Raw genomic sequence first — 17,353 nt, 5'->3', positions numbered from 1 at the left:
GACACCGTCAGCAGCGCACCTGCTGACGGCAGAAGCTGTCCATTGCGACCACCCGCGTGGTCGCGCCGACCGGTTTCATCGCGCGGTCGCCACCGTGATCCAGCGCCAGCCGGAAACCGAAGCTCTGGAAGAAGCGGTCGAACACGTCGGCGCCCAGCGTGGCGACGGCCACCAGTTCATCGCGTTCTGCCGCGTATTCGAGCACGATGCCGGCCAGTGGCTGCGGCGCCGGGCCTTCGAGTACGCGCGCGCCGGCGGCCGGATCGAACTGGCTGTGCTCGGAACAGCAGTGGATCACGCGGGCGCGGCGGCTGTGTGCAGTCGCTTCGTCACGGTAGGCGATGAAACTGATGTCCCGTGTCGGATGCGTGAGCTTGTGCGAGCATATGGCCGAGTAGGCGACGATGGACTGGGCCCGGCCGACGCCGCCGGGCCAGTCGTACTGTTGCCCGTCGGCGGTACGCAGCTTCGTCGTGCCGTCGACCTTCCTGCCCAGATCCAGCAGGAAACAGGGCGTGGCCGGATACGGCCACTGGAATACATAATTGACGCCCGGCTTGAGCGAGGACGCCTTCAGCGGCCGACCTTCGCCGTCGGTCAGTACGCTGCGCGGGTATTCCCGCGCCACGGCGGCGCGCGCGGGCAGGTTCAGTCCGGCCAGTCCGCAGGCGGCGCTGCACGCGGCGATAAAGCTGCGTCTTTCCATCATCACGCTCCACAGGAAACATTCGTGCGGCAGTCGTTGAAAACTAGAAAGTGCCGCCGCGGTAGTCAAGCCGGCCGGAGACAGAATTGAGCACGCCGCCGCAGTCGCTGCCGTCGCCGTCGGAGCCGGCCGATCCGTCGGCCGGGCGCGCTCGCGCGCCGGGGCACGGGTTTGTGGTCAATCTGCTGATCGCCGTCGCCTACTGCCTGCTCGCCGCCCTCAGCTTCCGGCTGCGCGACGTTGCCTCGGGTCAGATGCCGATGTGGGCGCCGATGGGGCTCGCCCTGTTCGCGCTGCTGCAGGGCGGCGCGCGCTGGCTGCCCGGCGTGGTCGTCGGCGTGCTTGCGTCGGCAGTGCTGGCGCGTCAGGGCGCGGCGATGATCATGCTGTTCTCCGCCGGCCAGGTCCTTGCGCCGTGGGCCGGTGCGGTGCTGCTGCGCCGTCTGACCGCGCAACCGACCGATCTGCTCGAACGCACCGATGGTGCGCTCAAGCTGATGGCCGTGATCTATCTGATGGCGGTGCCCAGTGCCCTGGCGACACTGACCGGCAGCGTGCTGCAGCATGGTCTGCCGCCCGAGCGCTGGCTGGAGATCGGTTCCACCGCCTGGCTCGGTGACGCGCTCGGCGCCATCGTCACCGTGCTGCCGCTGCTGGCCTGGGGCGCGCGCCGGCCGCTGCAGCAGCTCAAGCGCCGCCTGCCCGAGCAGATCGTCGTCGTCGGCGCGCTGATGGCCCTCCTCAGCGTTACCTTCGCCGGCGTCGCGCTGCTGCCGGACCCGATGCTGCAGCTCTACGTCGCGCTGCCGCTGGTCGTGTGGGTGGCGCTGCGTTTCCCGCCGCGCGTCGGCTGGACCGCTTTCCTGATCACTTCGATGATGGCGCTGGCCGGCACCGCCAACGGCACGTCGCCGTTCAGCCCGCACCCGATGCAGGTGCAGCTGCTGGTGCTGCACGGCCTGATCATGCTGACCGCCGCGACCGCGCTGTTCATCGGCGCCGCGATGTCGGAGAAGCAGGCGGCCCGACGCGCGCTGCGCGAGCGCGAATCGCATTTCCGCGCGCTGACCCTGCTGTCGGCCGACTGGCACTGGGAACTGGACGCCGAACTGCGCTACCACCGGCTGCCGGACGAACTGACCGACGCACACTTCGGTGACACCGAGCTGGATGGCTGCGCGCCGTGGGAAATTTCCGGCGAGGAAGCGCTGACCCAGCCCTGGGGCCTGCTGCGGCAGACACTGGAACGGCACGAAGCCTTCCGCGATTTCCTGTCGCGCCGCCGTGACGGTTCGCGCTGGCGCTACCTCGCCTCGTCCGGCGAACCGGTGTTCGACGCGTCCGGCGCCTTTTCCGGCTATCGCGGCGTCAGCCGCGACATCACCGCCGAAATGCAGGCGCGCGAGGCGCTGCGCGAAGAGGAGTTCCGCCTGCGCGCGCTGGTCGATGCGCTGCCCGACCTGATCGTGCTGAAGGACAGGCACCTGCGCTGGCGCCTGGCCAACCGCGCGCTGCTCGACACGCGTTGCCTGAAGAAGACGGCCTGGCTGGGGGCGACCAGCGAGGAACTGGCAGCGCATCTGCCCTCGCTGTCCGAGGTGCTGCTGCACAACCACGCCATCGCGCAGGAGGTCGCCCGCACCTGCAAGCCGCATTTCGAGGAACAGGTGGTCGACCTGGCCGGCAACGATCCGCGCGTCTACGACGTCAGCATCATTCCGCTGGTCGACGACGACGGCGCCTTCAATGGTCTGGTGTCGGTACGCCGCGACGTGACCGCGCAGCGCGAGGCGGCGCGCATACAGGCCGAGCACGTGCAGAGTGTGCAGTCGCAGAACGACGAACTGGAACGACGTGTCGGCGCGCGCACCGCGGCGCTGGAAGCGGCGGTCAAGGAGCTGGAGGCCTTCAGCTATTCGGTGTCGCACGACCTGCGCGCACCGCTGCGTGCGCTCGACGGTTTTTCGCGATTGCTGGTCGAGGACTACGGCGATCTGCTGGACGAGCAGGGGCGCGAGTACCTCGCGCGCATCCGTCGCAACAGCCAGCGCATGGGCGAACTGATCGACGACCTGCTCGAACTGTCGCGCGTGTCGCGCGCCGAGGTGCGCCGCACGCTGACCAATCTGTCGGACGTCGCTCGCGACATCGCGCGCGAACTCGACGCCGAGGCGCCGTCACGACAGGTGCAGTGGGTGATTCCGGAAGGCCTGTGGGTGGACGCCGATCCCGGCCTCGCCCGCATCGTGCTGGAAAACCTGCTGCGCAACGCGTGGAAGTTCACCCGACTGCAGCCGCAGCCGCGCATCGAGATCGGACAGTCCCGGCTGGGCGAACAGACCGCCTATTACGTGCGCGACAACGGCGCCGGCTTCGACATGGCGTACGTCGGGCGCCTGTTCGCGCCCTTCCAGCGCCTGCACAACAATCGCGAATACGACGGCAGTGGCATCGGTCTGGCCATCGTGCAGCGCATCATCCGGCTGCATGGCGGCCGCGTCGCGGCCGAGGGCGTGCCGGGGCAGGGGGCGACCTTCAGTTTCAGCTTCGGCGCCGCCGCCGAGGTGGTCGAGGCCTGAGCCGGCGCAGGCGCGCTCAGCTGGCGGCGGCAGGCAGCGTGAAGTGATGGACGCCGAAGTTGCCTTGTCGGCGCTCCTCGAAAAAGGTGCGCAAGGTGAGCGACACGCTGCGGAAGGCCAGTTCGTCCCACGGGATGTCGGCCTCGTCGAACAGCTTCACTTCCAGTGATTCGGTGCCCGGCGCGAAATCGAGGTCGAGCAGCCGGGCGCGGAACAGCAGGTGGATCTGGTCGATGAAGGGCACGCTCACCATCGTGTAGGGCGCCAGCAGTTCCACCCGCGCGCAGGCCTCTTCGCGCGTCTCGCGCATCGCGCCCTCGGCGGCGCTCTCTCCGTTCTCCATGAAGCCGGCAGGCAGCGTCCAGTAGCCGTGGCGCGGCTCGATCGCCCGCCGGCACAGCATCACCTTGTCTTCCCACACCGGCAGCGTACCGACCACCATGCGCGGGTTCTGATAATGAATGCTGCCGCAGGCCGGGCAGACGTGGCGCGGGCGGTTGTCGCCCGCCGGAACGCGCAGTTCGACCTCGCTGCCGCAATGGGCGCAGTACTTCATGTGTCGGGTGGCAAAGCCGTGTTGCTGAGCAGGCCACGAGTGTAGCGCCGCCCCCGGCGGATGCGCATGGGGTGGCCGGATTTTTGCTGTTGCCCTCAAGTCGGGAGACTCCCCGGCCGTAAGGAAAGCCAATGCCGATTGATTCGGGGTGGTCACGCGCGCGCCGCCTCGTTGAAACGGTTGCTGCACAGCCCGGATTCACGAATGAATGACCTGATCGATACACGCCGCTTCCAGGAAATAAAGGCCGCGGGCGAATTGCCGTCGCCCAAGGGCATCGCCTTGTCGATTGCCCGCATGAGCCAGCGCGGTGACGCCTCGCTGGCTGAACTGGCCCGGCTGATCCAGGGCGATCCGGCACTGGTCGGGCGTCTGGTACGTGCCGCCAACGGCACGCTGCCGCAGGGCTCGCGCCCGGTGGTCGCGCTGCGCGATGCGCTGGCGGTGCTTGGCATGGCGGCGGTGCGCAACCTGGCGCTGGGCTTCTCGCTGATTTCGAGCAACGGCGAAGGTCTCTGCCGCAGCTTCCCCTACACACGCTTCTGGACCGGGTCGGTCATCCGCGCCATCGCGATGCAGAAGATCGTCATGCGACTGCGCAGCGCCGGTGTCGAGGAGAGCTTCAGCGTCGGCCTGCTGTCGGGGGTCGGCGCCCTCGGTCTGGCCAGCGTGTTCCCGGTGCAGTATTCGCGCGTGCTCGACGAAGCGCGCGGCGACCCGGCCTGCCTGCTCGAACAGGAGCGCCAGGCGTTCGCGATGACCCACGTCGAACTGAGTGCGGCGATGCTGCTCGACTGGGGCATGCCGCGCTTCTTCGTCGCCGCGGTGCTGGGCCACGAGTCGGCACTGAGCACGCCGGTTGATCCGGGCTCGCGCGAGTACGGTCTGACGATGGCACTGGGCCTGGCCCGCGCCATCGAGAGCGCCTGCATGGCCGATGAAGCCAGCCGGGCGCAAAGTCTGGACGCCGCGCGCGCGCTGGCGGCTCGCATGGAGTGGGTGCCGGAGCAGGTGTCCGCGCTGTGCGAGGAAGTCGCCCTCGACTGGAAGGACTGGTCGCAGATGCTGCCGGTCGATGCCTATGCCTTGCCCAGTCTCGATGGACTTGCCGACACGCTGGTACCGGCTCCGCCGCCCGTCCCGGCCGCGCCGCCAGCGCCGGCAGCGCAGCAGGCGGCCAACGACGCGCCGGGCAGCGAAGGCTTGCGCGTGCTGGTGGTGGAGGACGACGCGGCCACCCGGCTGACACTGCAGACCTTGCTGGTACGCGGCGGCTATCAGGTCGCGGTGGCAGAGGACGGCGTACGCGGCATGGATCTGGCGCTCGAGTTCCAGCCGCACATCATGGTGGTCGACTGGGTGATGCCGCAGATGAACGGCCTCGAACTGACGCGCACGCTGCGCCAGACCCGCATGGGCCGCAACATCTACATCATCCTGCTCACCAGTCACGAAGAGGATCAGCGCTTGATCGAGGCCTTCGAATCGGGCGTCGATGACTACATGGTCAAGCCGCTGCGGCCGCGCGTGCTCGAAGCGCGGCTGCGTGCAGGTCAGCGTCTGGTGCGCATGCAGCGCGAACTGGAGAGCGAGCGCGAGGAAATCCGCCGCTACGCAGCCGAACTGGGCGTGAGCAACCGCCGCCTGCAGGAGGTCGCGCTGACCGACGCGCTGACCGGCTTCCCGAACCGCCGCTACGCGATGAGCCGCATCGCTCAGGAATGGGCGATCGCGCAACGCAGTGAGCGCCCTCTGTCCTGCCTGCTGATCGACATCGACCATTTCCGTCAGATCAATGAAACCTACGGGCGGGATGTCGCCGATCAGGTGCTGGAACAGACCGCCCGGGCGATCCGCGAATGCATGCGCGCGCAGGACGTGGTGTGCCGCACCGGCGGCGACGAGTTCCTGATCATCTGCCCGGACACCGATCTGGAACAGGCGATGGCCTGCGCGCAGCGCGTGTGCGCCGGCGTCGCCGCGGCACCGGTGCAGGCCGGTCGCCTGCGCCTGACCAGTTCGATCAGCATCGGCGTGGCCGAGCGCCTGCCGGCCATGCCGGACGCCGACGCGCTGCTCACTTTCGCCGACCAGGCACTGGTCGCCGCCAAGAGTGCCGGGCGCAACCGGGCGCACGCGGCGGAATGGGCGGTGAACAGGTCCTAATCCCCCCTCAACCGAAAGGGTAAAGAGAGACTTTTGCCCGCATCCGGCAAAAGTCGTTGCTCAAGTTTCGGCAGATCTTGCCGTCCATTGATCCCGTTGATCGTGCTCACGACCCGGAATGAAGTGGATGGACCGTCACTCTGACAAGATGGGAGGGTTCAGAACCATCAAGGTATTGATGGTCGAGGACAATGAAGACGATGTCTTCCTGCTGAACGCTCAACTGAGCGCGCGCGGGCTGGACACGTATTCCGAGCGCGTCGATAGCGCCGGCGATCTCGCCCGCGCGCTGGAAGAGCGCGAATGGGATCTGGTCATTTCCGACCACGCCATGCCCGGCTTCGATTCGGCGTCCGCGCTCGAGGTCGTGCGCCGCAGCGGGCGCGACATTCCCTTCATCATCTACTCCGGCAAGATTTCCGACCACATGGCCTTCTCAGCCATGCGCAACGGCGTTGCCGACTACGTCCAGAAGGGCAATATCGCCCGCCTGGTGCCGGTGATCGAACGCGAACTGCGCGGCGTCGAGACGCGGCGCGCGGTGCAGACGGCGGACGCGCGCATCCATGCGCTGGCTTTCTTCGACACGCTGTCGGCACTGCCCAACCAGACCCTGCTGCGCGCCCAGATCGACGACTGGCTCGACACCGCCCGCCGCAGCGTCGAAGCCAGCCACGCCACGCTGATGGTGGTGGATATCGACCGCTTCCTGCGCATCAACACCAGCTTCGGCTACGAAGCCGGCAATGCGGTGCTGCGCGAAGCGGTGCGCCGGCTGATAGAGCGCGCCGGAGATGGCGCGATGATCGCCCGCCTCAGCGGTGACCGCTTCTGCGTGTTCGCGCCGGCCTGCACCACGCGTGCGCTGGCGTCGGCACTTGCGCAGCGGCTGATGGACGCCTTTTCCACACCGATCATCAAGGACGGCCTCGAACTGTTCCTGACCGCTTCGGTCGGCGTGGCGATGACGCCGGACGATGGCGACGATGCGCAGTCCCTGATCATGAATGCCGAAGCGGCGATGGCCAGCGCGAAGCGCTCCGGCGGCAACGGCATGAGCTTCTACGCGCGTGAGATGAGCGCCAGCTCGGCCGAGAAGCTGGTGCTGGAAACGCACCTGCGGCACGCGGTGCAACGCGGCGAACTGTTCCTGAACTACCAGCCCATCCTGAATGGCGTGACCGGCCGCCCTTCCGGCGTGGAGGCGCTGCTGCGCTGGAAGCATCCGCAGCGCGGCGTCGTGTCGCCGGACCGTTTCATTCCGCTGGCCGACGAATCCGGACTCATCGTCGAGATCGGCGCCTGGGTCATGCGCGAAGCCTGCAGCCAGGGCAGGCTGTGGCACGAACAGGGCATGACCGACCTGTCGATGTCGGTCAATGTGTCGGCCGTGCAGTTCGCCCAGCCGCGGCTGCTCGAAACCGTGCGCACCACGCTGGAGGACACTGGTTTTCCGCCGGAGAAGCTGGTGCTCGAAATCACCGAATCGGTGCTGATGAAGGACGCCGAAACGACCATCGGCATGCTGAAGGCGCTGAAGAACATGGGCGTCCGAATCTCGATGGACGACTTCGGCACCGGCTATTCATCGCTGTCCTACCTGAAGCGCTTCCCGATCGACATCGTCAAGATCGACAAGTCCTTCGTCCGCGACATCAACGAGGACGAGGACGACGCCGCCATCATCCGCGTCATCATCGCGCTGGCCCGCAGCCTGCGCCTGACCACGGTGGCGGAGGGCGTGGAAACGCCAGAACAGCTGGGCTTCCTGATGCGCGAGCAGTGCGACCGCTTCCAGGGCTATTTCTTCTCGCGACCGGTGGACGCCGACGTGCTCTGCGCCCGCATCCTGGACGGCTCACTTCTGATTTAAGTTTTTCCCGGCGCTGCCGTTACCTGCCCTGTCCGCCCGATTTTCAGGGTGGCACTCCCCGTACACGCCCGAAATGTAAGAATTTTTCTTACAGGATTTCGTTCGCCCCTTCGTACAGCAAGTTTCGCCAGCCCCTGATTGGGCATCGGCGCCCCTCTCGGCAGAATGCATCCCACACACAGGCGCACTCTGCACCTGCTCCAAGGAGGGATCGAGGCATGAAGACGACCGGCTTGCTCAACGAGATTCGCGAACTGAATCTTGCCTATCTGATGCTCGCTCAGCAGATGATCCGCGAGGACCGCGATGCAGCGATGTTCCGCCTCGGTGTCAGCGAGGAAGTCGCCGGCATGATCGAGTCGCTCTCCCCGGCACAGGTCCTGAAGATGGCCAGCGCCAACATGATGCTGTGCCGCCTGCGTTTCGACGACCGCGTCCTGCTCGGCCTGTTGTCCAGCCACGGTCGTGACGCATCGACCTCCCACCTGCACGCGACCATCCTGGCCTGCGCGCAGCCGGTCGAAGCGGTTTCCTGAGTCAGGGAGTCAAGGTCATGAAAAACAAGAGCATCGTTTCCGAAGGTCGCGAAATCGCGCTGGCGGTGAACCTGATCCAGCTGGGCGCCCGCCTGCAGCTGCTGGAAGCCGAAACCCATCTGTCGCGTGAGCGTCTGCTCAAGCTGTACAAGGAAGTGAAGGGCGTGTCGCCGCCGAAGGGCATGCTGCCTTTCTCGACCGACTGGTTCATGACCTGGCAGCCGAACATTCACGCTTCGCTGTTCATGTCCTTCTTCAGTTTCTTCAAGCAGAACACCGGTCTCAACCAGCTGGACTGCATCGTCAAGGCGTTCAAGCTCTACCAGGAACACGTGCAGACGCACGACATGGAAGAAGTGCTGAGTCTCACCCGCGCCTGGACGCTGGTGCGCTTCTTCGACGCCAAGCTGCTGCAGCACACGAAGTGCACCTGCTGCGGCGGCCACTTCGTGGCGCACGCCTACGACCCGAAGGCCAGCTATGTCTGCGGCCTGTGCAACATTCCCGCACGCGCCGGCAAGACGCGCCGTGCCCGCGAGGCGCTGATCGCCGCCTGATCCGTTTTCTCTCTCCTGTCTGACCTCCTCCTTGCGCGAGCAAGGAGCTCGCCGCTGCGGGGCAACCCGCAGCGGCATTTTTTTGTGCGTCGGGTGCTGTTCACCTGCGTAGCAGACTTGGTCAAGTTTCCTGAGGTGGTGCCGTTAGACCAGCAGGCACGCAGTGATTGATGCCCCGAACATCCGTCATACACAGGGAAATTCCATGTTTCTGATCATCGGCTACGTGATCATCCTTGCCGCTTCGGTCGGCACCTACGCACTGCACGGCAGTCTGGCCGCGCTGTGGGTGCCCGCCGAGTACGTCGCCATCTTCGGTCTGATGATCGGTGGCTTCGTGGCCGGCAACGGCATGGCTGCAATCAAGGCGACGGTGGCCGCGCTGCCGTCGGTATTCAAGGGTTCGTCCTACAACAAGGCCTTCTACGTGGACGTGCTGGCCATGCTGTACGAAATCCTGGCCAAGGTGCGCAAGGAAGGGCTGATGTCGATCGAAGCCGACGTCGAGAATCCCGAATCCAGCCCCATCTTCTCCAAGTACCCCAACTTCCTCGCCGACCACCACGCGGTGGATTTCCTGACCGACTACCTGCGGATGATGGTGGGCGGCAACCTGAACGCCTTCGAGATCGCCGACCTGATGGACGCCGAGATCGAAACCCACCACTCCGAGCAGCATGTCGCGGTGCATTGCGTGTCGAAGATGGCCGACGGCGTGCCGGCCTTCGGCATCGTCGTCGCGGTGATGGGTGTGGTGAACGTGATGGGCTCGGTCGGTCAGCCGCCGGCCGTGCTGGGCAAGATGATCGGCGGCGCGCTGGTCGGCACCTTCCTCGGCATCCTGCTCTCCTACGGTTTCGTCGCGCCGATCGCCTCCCAGCTCGAACAGAAGATGGAAGAGGGCGGCAAGATCTACGAATGCATGAAGGTCGTGCTGCTGGCCAGCATGAACGGCTATGCGCCGCAGGTGGCGATCGAGTTCGGCCGCAAGGTGCTGTACTCGCCGGACCGCCCCAGCTTCAAGGAGCTGGAGGACGAAGTGAAGAGCCGCAAGGGCAAGTGAGCGGGCGCAACGCTCATCTCCTGACCTCCTCATACACCATCGGTTGAGCCATGTCCGACGATACCCAGCAGCCAATCATCGTCAAGAAGATCAAGAAGGGCGGCGGCGGCGCGCACGGCGGCGCCTGGAAGATCGCCTACGCCGACTTCGTGACCGCGATGATGGCCTTCTTCCTGCTGATGTGGCTGCTCGGCTCGACCGCGCAGGGCGACCTCGAAGGGATTGCCGAGTACTTCGAGAACCCGCTGAAGGTGGCGCAGCAGGGCGGCTCCGGATCGGGCGACAGTTCGAGCGTCATCCAGGGCGGTGGACGCGACCTGACGCGGCAGGCCGGTCAGGTGAAGTACGGCGCGGTCGAGACCAAGCAGCGGTCGATCAATCTCAGCGCCAGCAGCGAAGACCAGAAGTCCGAGGAGATGAAGCGCGAGCAGCAGCGCCAGGAGCGCGTCAAGCTGATCGAGCTGAAGAGCCAGATCGAGGCGCGCATCGAAGCCAATCCCGACCTGCGCCCCTTCCGCAACCAGCTCATGCTGGACGTGACGTCCGAAGGGCTGCGCATCCAGATCGTCGACGAGCAGAACCGGCCGATGTTCGCCTCGGCCAGCGACCGGCTGCAGCCCTACACGCAGGTCATCCTGCGCGAGATCGGCCTCATCCTGAACCAGGTCGACAACCGCGTTTTCCTGTCCGGGCATACCGACGCCAAGCCGTTTGCCGGCGGCGTCGGCGGTTTCTCCAATTGGGAGCTGTCTTCCAACCGCGCCAACGCCTCGCGCCGTGAGTTGATCGCTGGCGGCATGGATCCGGAGAAAGTGCTGCGGGTGGTGGGCATGAGTTCCATCATTCCCTTCGACAAGGACGACCCGTTCAACCCGATCAACCGTCGCATCAGCATCATCGTGCTGAACCGCGACACCGAGCAGGCGATGCTGTCGGACGGACGTTCGGTCAACGTCGAGGACGTGGCCGGAGCGGCCGGTGCGGTGACGCCGCCCTGATCAAGTTATGCCTGGTAATGCCGTAAGACATGAAGTCAGTCCGTATCGTTGCCATGTAATTCAAGATGCCATGAGAATAAGACCGATCGCGCTTTTAGCCGCCTGGGCCGGATCCGCCGTATGCGCCGCTGCCGGGGCCCTGATGGCGACCCAGTCCGTGCTGCCGGTCATGGCAGCCGTTGCGGGCGCTGCAGTGCTGTGGACGCTGATCGTGCTGCTGTCCGGTCGTCCGGCGCCGGCGATTTCGGAAGAGGCACTCAGCGTGCAGACCGACCCCGACCCTGCCCATCAGCGAGTGATCGGCAGTTCGGACGTGGTGCATGGCCAGTGCATCCGGATGAACGAGGAACTGACACGCGTGCAGCAGCTGCTGCACGAAGCGATCGGCGGCCTCACCCAGAGCTTCCACAACATGCACGGCGAAACCACGAGCCAGCGCGAGACGGCGATGGCGCTGACCGGCGGTGACGGCAGCGAACAGTTTGACTTCGCGAGCTTCGTCGACGAAACATCCGGCACCATGCAGCGCGTCGTCGATAGCGTGGTCCACAATAGCAAGCTGGGCATGGAGCTGGTCGAACTGACCGAAGGCATCGCGCGCGAAACCGAGGGCGTGCGCGCCCTGCTCGGCGAGATCGGCGGCATTTCCAAGCAGACCAATCTGCTCGCGCTGAATGCGGCGATCGAGGCGGCGCGCGCTGGCGAGGCCGGCCGCGGCTTTGCGGTGGTGGCCGACGAGGTGCGGGACCTGTCGGCGCGCACCAGCGATTTCAGTCAGCAGATCGTCACCCTGGTCGACCGCGTGCAGGCCAACGTGAAGATGACCGAGTCGGCGCTGGCCCACATGGCCGCCCAGGACATGACCTTCGCGCTCGAGTCGAAAACACGGGTCGAAACCGTCGTACGCGGCCTCGAAATGCTGCACCAGCGCCGCCAGCGGTCCATCGTCGATCTGGGCGCCTCGGTCGAACGCGTCGATCTGGCAGTGGCGCACGCCGTGACCTCGCTGCAGTTTCAGGACATGACCGCGCAGCTGATCGGCCACGTGCAGAAGCGCATCGATGCCATCGACGGCGTGTGCGCCAGCGTGCGCGAACTGTCGCGTGCGGCGGCGCTGGGCCACGCATCACCCGAACTTGCACAGCGTGTCGACGACGCACTGGCGCATCTGGCGGTTGTAGACAGCACGAATCCGGTGGCCCAGAAGGCCTACCAAGAAGGCGAAATAGAACTGTTCTGAAGGAGAAGTACCATGGCAAAGACCGTGCTTGCGATCGACGATTCCGCGTCGATCCGTCAGATGGTGGCATTCACGCTGAAGAGCTCGGGATACGAGGTGATCGAGGCTGTCGATGGGCAGGACGGCCTGGACAAGGCCAAGGCCAAGTCGGTCAACCTCGTGCTGACCGACCAGAACATGCCGCGCATGGATGGCCTGACGCTGATCCGCAACCTGCGCAGCATGGCGCAGTACAAGGCCACGCCCATCCTGATGCTGACCACCGAATCGTCCGATGCGATGAAGGCCCAGGGGCGCGCCGCCGGCGCGACCGGCTGGCTGGTCAAGCCCTTCGACCCGCAGAAGCTGGTCGAGGTGGTGAAGAAAGTCATCGGCTGATCCACCCTTACCTGGCGCGGGGAGACAGTCCATGACGGTGGACATGAGCCAGTTCTACCAGGTGTTCTTCGAGGAAGCGGCGGAGCATCTGGCGAACATGGAGCAGATGCTGCTCGACATCGACCTGCAGAGCGTCGATGACGAAGAAATGAACGCGATCTTCCGCGCCGCCCATTCGATCAAGGGCAGTGCGGGCACTTTCGGCTTCCACGATCTCGCCCAAGTCACGCACGAACTCGAAACCCTGCTCGACCGCGTGCGCAAGCACGAGGTGGTGATGACGCCGGCCATGGTCGACGCCTCGCTCGAAGCGGGCGACCTGCTGCGCGACCTGGTGGCGGCACATCGCGGCGAGGGTGCCGCAGACATGGCACGCGTGGCCGAAGTGTGCGCATCGATCAAACGCCTGTACGCCGACCCGGCATCCGCGGCCGACGAAGACCCGCAGCCGCTGCCGGCCACGGCACTCCCGTCCTCATTCCGTTTCAGTTTCGTCCTGCCGCAGAGCTGTGCCGACGCGGCCGGCGTGATCGACAACATGCGCGCCGAACTCGAGGCGCTCGGTGTGTACGTGGTCGATGTATCGATCGACGCGGACGGCCGCTGGCAGTGCCTGCTCAATGGCCAGATCGATGCGACGGCGGTGCGTGACATCGTCGAGTTTGTCGCCAGGCCTGGCAGTTACGCCGACAGCACCTGCGCGCCCTCGGCGGCAGGCGGCGACGAAGCCTGGGGGCTTTTCGACGACGCTGCGCCGGAAGCGGCGGCGGGCGCCGACGACGGCAGTTACGGCTTTTTCGATCCGCCGGCGCCGGCCGTCGCGGTTCAGCAGGACGACAGTTTCGGCTTCTTCGATGCCGCACCCGGCGTGCCGACCGCGCCTGCGCCGGCAACGGCGTCGGCAGACGACAGCTTCGGCCTGTTCGAGCCGCTGCCGGCCGAACAGGCCGCGGTGCTCCCGATGGCCGCACATCCTTCGGTGCAGTCGCACGCACCCGTTGCCGAGAAGGCAGCCGAGCCGCCCAAACCCGCTGCGTCTGCGCGCACCCCCAAAGCGACCGGTGGCGATACCTCCATCCGCGTCGGCGTCGACAAGGTGGACCAGATCATCAATCTGGTCGGCGAACTGGTGATTACGCAGGCGATGCTGGCGTCGGCCGCATCGAAGCTCGACCCGGTCGAGTTCGAACGGCTGATGAATGGTGTGCAGCAGCTCGAGCGCAATACGCGCGACCTGCAGGAATCGGTCATGTCCATCCGCATGCTGCCGATGTCCACCGTGTTCTCGCGCTTTCCGCGCGTGGTGCGCGATCTGTCGCAGAAGCTGGGCAAGCAGGTGCGTCTGGTGCTCGCCGGCGAATCGACGGAACTGGACAAGGGGCTGATCGAGCGCATCGCCGATCCGCTCACCCACCTGGTGCGCAACAGCCTGGATCACGGCATCGAAACGCCGGACGTGCGCGAAGCGCGCGGCAAGCCGCGCGAGGGCACGATCACGCTGAAGGCTTCGCACCAGAGCGGCAACATCGTCATCGAGGTCGGTGACGACGGTGCCGGTCTGAACCGCGAGCGCATCCTGTCGAAGGCACGCGAGCGCGGCCTGCCGGTCAGCGACAACATGAGCGACCAGGAGGTGTGGGGACTCATCTTCGAAGCCGGCTTCTCGACCGCCGACCAGGTGACCGAGGTGTCCGGCCGCGGCGTCGGCATGGACGTCGTGAAGAAGAACATCACCGCGATGGGCGGCCGCGTGGACATCGAATCGATGACCGGCATCGGCACCCGCATGACGGTGCGCCTGCCGCTGACGCTGGCCATCCTCGACGGCATGTCGGTCGCGGTCGGCGCTGACACCTATATCGTGCCGCTGAACTACGTCGTCGAATCGCTGCAGCCGACCGCGGCGATGATCAAGAGCGTCGGCGGCGAGCCGCGGCTGGTGCAGGTGCGCAACGAGTACCTGAACATCCTGACGCTGCGGGATGCGCTCGGCCTTGCTGGCGGCACCACCGATCTCGAACGCGGCATCCTCGTCGTGCTCGAAGCCGATGGTGACAAGATCGCGCTGTTCGTTGACGAACTGGTCGGTCAGCACCAAGTGGTGATCAAGAGTCTGGAGGCCAACTACCGCAAGGTGGTCGGCATTTCCGGCGCCACCATCATGGGTGACGGCCACGTCGGGCTCATTCTTGACGTGCCGTCGCTGGTCGAATCGGCGCGCGGACGCCTCGCCGTCGCCGCCTGATCCGCAACGTCCTCAATGACCCCGCCGGCCGCTGGTCGGGCGGGGCCGTCGCCGTCCGTCTCGCGCCGTGTGCACACGCAAAATTAGGTGCTTCCAAGCCTCAAGGCGCCCGCCTTGCATGCCGTTACAACTTCCGTAATCGCAGCGAGGGAGCTCACGATGATGCAGGCGGCGCAGGCAGTGTCGCACCGGCCGGACGACGGCGCGGAGGGTAGTTACGCCCAGGAGTACCTCACCTTCACGCTGGGTGAGGAAGAGTACGCAATCGATATTCTCAAGGTGCAGGAGATCCGCGGCTACGACGCGGTGACCAGCATCGCGCACGCACCCCCCTTCATCAAGGGTGTGATCAATCTGCGCGGCACCATCGTTCCCATCGTCGACCTTCGCATCAAGTTCGGTGTCGGCGTCGTCGAATACACCCCGTTCACGGTCACCATCATCTTGAATGTCGGCGGTCGTGTCGTCGGCATGGTGGTCGATTCGGTGTCCGACGTGCTGGCGCTCGAATCGTCAAAGATCCTGCCGGCCCCGGAATTCTCGTCCAGCCTCGACACCCGCTACATCCACGGTCTCGGCTCCATCGACGAGCGCATGCTCATCGTCGTCGATATCGAAAAGCTCATGCTGTCGGCCGACATGGCGTTGGTCGACGATCAGGTTCACTGAAGGTGGCACACATGGATTCCCACTCCGCATCCCCGGCCGCCGCGCGCGGCCTGACCGTCCAGCAGCGGCTGATGGTCATCGTTGCCGCCAGTCTGGCCGGCATCCTGCTGCTTGCCGCGGTACTGCTGGCCGGCATGCGCAGCACCATGATCGAGGACCGCAAGAACGCCGCGCGCTTCGCGGTCGAATCGGCCTGGGGCGTCGTCGATGTCTTCCACAAGCGCGCATTGTCCGGCGAACTGACGCAGGAGGAGGCGCGCAAGCAGGCGATGAACACGCTGCGCACGATGCGCTACAACGGCGAGGACTATTTCTGGATCAACGACTTCGGTCCGCGCATGGTCATGCACCCGACCAAGCCCGACCTCGACGGCAAGGATCTCAGCGGCTCGAAGGACCCGAATGGCAAGGCGCTGTTCGTCGAATTCGTCGCCGTGGCCAAGGCGAGCGGCGCCGGCTTCGTCGACTACCAGTGGCCGCGGCCGGGTGCCGACAAGCCGGTGGACAAGGTGTCCTATGTGCGCCAGTTTGAGCCCTGGGGCTGGATCGTCGGTTCCGGCATCTATGTCGATGACGTCAATGCGCTGGTGCTGAAAGAGGCGTTGCGTGTCGCACTGATCGCGTTGCTGATCGCTGCGGTGATCGGTGTGATCGGCGTGCGACTGGGTCGCAGCATCGCCGGTCGCCTGCGTATCGCCGGCAGCCATGCCAATGAGATCGCATCCGGCGTGCTCGACCGCCGCATCGACGCCGGCACGCAGGATGAGGTGGGCCAGCTGATGTCGGCGCTGGAGCGCATGCGCACCGATCTGCAGGCGCGCGCGGAGCTTGAGCGTGCGGTCGCGGAAGAGAACCTGCGTGCGCGCACGGCGCTCGATTTCGTCACTACGAACGTACGCATCGCGGACGAAAGCGGCAAGGTGCTGTATGCGAATCGCGCGATGCACGCAACGGTGACTCGCATTGCAGACGAGTTGCGGCGTCATATCCCGGGCTTCTCGCTCGACAAGTTCATCGGTTGCAACATTTCGGCCATCTGCACCAATCCGGATTTCGTGCGCGAGTCCAAGACCACGGCAGATGGCTATCGGGCCCGCTTGGTCATTGGCCATCATGTGTTCGAACTGGTGTCGACACCGATCGTTGGCGAGTCGGGTCAGCGCATCGGCACCGTTGGTGAATGGATAGACCGCACCGACGAAGTCGCGATCGAACAGCAAGTGACGGATCTGGTCGTTGCCGCCGGCCAGGGCGACTTCAACCAGCGTCTGTCGCTCGACGGCAAACAGGGATTCTTCCTTCAGTTGGCCGAGGGACTCAACGGGCTGGTCGAACAGGTGTCGGTCAGTCTGTCCGATGTGGCTGCCGTGCTCAGTAGCGTATCGGGCGGCGATCTGACGCGACGCATCGATCGTAACTACAGCGGCCTGTTCGGGCAGCTGAAGGACGACACGAACACGACAGTGGACAAGCTGCGCGAGGTGGTGGGCCGGATCAAGGATTCGACCGAAGCGATCAACACGGCGGCACGGGAGATTGCGGCGGGCAACAGTGACCTGAGTTCGCGCACCGAAGAGCAGGCGAGCTCGCTGGAAGAGACGGCCAGTTCGATGGAAGAGCTCAATGCGACGGTGAAGCAGAACGCGGAAAGTGCGCAGAAGGCGAACGAGCTGGGTCGTCAGAGCAACGAAGCGGTGACGCGCGGCGCGGAGACGGTGAAGCGGGTGGTGTTGACGATGTCGGACATCCAGGACTCGAGCCGGAAGATCGCGGACATCATCGGCGTG

14 protein-coding genes are annotated in these 17,353 nt (G+C 65.6%); 12 read left to right on the top strand and 2 right to left on the bottom strand.

Annotation, left to right across the window (positions count from 1 at the left end):
• Positions 1-7: 7 nt before the first annotated feature.
• Positions 8-706 (bottom strand): Rieske (2Fe-2S) protein, encoded by a 699-nt coding sequence (locus AC51BJ_RS05630; protein ID WP_496279591.1) that lies wholly within the window; start codon positions 704-706, stop codon positions 8-10.
• 86 nt (positions 707-792) lie between these two features.
• Between AC51BJ_RS05630 and AC51BJ_RS05625 the strand changes: the two genes are divergently transcribed.
• On the top strand, positions 793-3,285 hold the full coding sequence (locus AC51BJ_RS05625; protein WP_496279590.1) for a sensor histidine kinase: 2,493 nt from the start codon (positions 793-795) through the stop codon (positions 3,283-3,285).
• Positions 3,286-3,301: 16 nt separating this feature from the next.
• Here AC51BJ_RS05625 and AC51BJ_RS05620 read toward each other — a convergent pair whose 3' ends face one another.
• Complete coding sequence (locus tag AC51BJ_RS05620; RefSeq protein WP_430434756.1) at positions 3,302-3,841, bottom strand: NUDIX hydrolase; 540 nt, start codon at positions 3,839-3,841, stop codon at positions 3,302-3,304.
• A gap of 204 nt (positions 3,842-4,045) precedes the next feature.
• On the opposite strand from AC51BJ_RS05620, the gene AC51BJ_RS05615 reads away from it, so the two are divergent.
• The 11 genes from AC51BJ_RS05615 to AC51BJ_RS05565 form a co-directional block, all read left to right on the top strand.
• A complete protein-coding gene (locus AC51BJ_RS05615; RefSeq protein WP_304002073.1) occupies positions 4,046-6,007 on the top strand; it encodes a diguanylate cyclase in 1,962 nt (653 codons plus the stop codon).
• A gap of 127 nt (positions 6,008-6,134) precedes the next feature.
• The gene (locus AC51BJ_RS05610; RefSeq protein ID WP_496279589.1) at positions 6,135-7,880 is read left to right on the top strand and encodes a putative bifunctional diguanylate cyclase/phosphodiesterase; all 1,746 of its coding nucleotides are present in this window, start codon (positions 6,135-6,137) and stop codon (positions 7,878-7,880) included.
• Between the two features lie 218 nt (positions 7,881-8,098).
• A complete protein-coding gene (gene flhD / locus AC51BJ_RS05605) occupies positions 8,099-8,416 on the top strand; it encodes a flagellar transcriptional regulator FlhD (protein ID WP_019917260.1) in 318 nt (105 codons plus the stop codon).
• Positions 8,417-8,433: 17 nt separating this feature from the next.
• On the top strand, positions 8,434-8,973 hold the full coding sequence (flhC, locus tag AC51BJ_RS05600) for a flagellar transcriptional regulator FlhC (RefSeq protein ID WP_019917261.1): 540 nt from the start codon (positions 8,434-8,436) through the stop codon (positions 8,971-8,973).
• Positions 8,974-9,178: 205 nt separating this feature from the next.
• The gene (motA, locus tag AC51BJ_RS05595) at positions 9,179-10,036 is read left to right on the top strand and encodes a flagellar motor stator protein MotA (RefSeq protein ID WP_019917262.1); all 858 of its coding nucleotides are present in this window, start codon (positions 9,179-9,181) and stop codon (positions 10,034-10,036) included.
• Between the two features lie 50 nt (positions 10,037-10,086).
• Positions 10,087-11,034, top strand: coding sequence for a flagellar motor protein MotB (gene motB, locus AC51BJ_RS05590; protein WP_496279588.1), 948 nt, complete (start codon positions 10,087-10,089; stop codon positions 11,032-11,034).
• 142 nt (positions 11,035-11,176) lie between these two features.
• The gene (locus tag AC51BJ_RS05585) at positions 11,177-12,274 is read left to right on the top strand and encodes a methyl-accepting chemotaxis protein (RefSeq protein ID WP_496279587.1); all 1,098 of its coding nucleotides are present in this window, start codon (positions 11,177-11,179) and stop codon (positions 12,272-12,274) included.
• Between the two features lie 12 nt (positions 12,275-12,286).
• A complete protein-coding gene (locus AC51BJ_RS05580) occupies positions 12,287-12,652 on the top strand; it encodes a response regulator (RefSeq protein ID WP_019917265.1) in 366 nt (121 codons plus the stop codon).
• A gap of 31 nt (positions 12,653-12,683) precedes the next feature.
• The gene (locus AC51BJ_RS05575; RefSeq protein WP_496279586.1) at positions 12,684-14,897 is read left to right on the top strand and encodes a chemotaxis protein CheW; all 2,214 of its coding nucleotides are present in this window, start codon (positions 12,684-12,686) and stop codon (positions 14,895-14,897) included.
• A gap of 159 nt (positions 14,898-15,056) precedes the next feature.
• A complete protein-coding gene (locus AC51BJ_RS05570; RefSeq protein WP_304002095.1) occupies positions 15,057-15,566 on the top strand; it encodes a chemotaxis protein CheW in 510 nt (169 codons plus the stop codon).
• 11 nt (positions 15,567-15,577) lie between these two features.
• On the top strand, positions 15,578-17,353 hold a 1,776-nt coding region (locus AC51BJ_RS05565; RefSeq protein WP_496279585.1), incomplete at its 3' end, for a cache domain-containing protein.

This window comes from Methyloversatilis sp. S146-33 (assembly GCF_059552495.1).
Note: the sequence above shows the minus strand (reverse complement) of the source record. Positions and strands in the feature narration are given on the sequence as shown.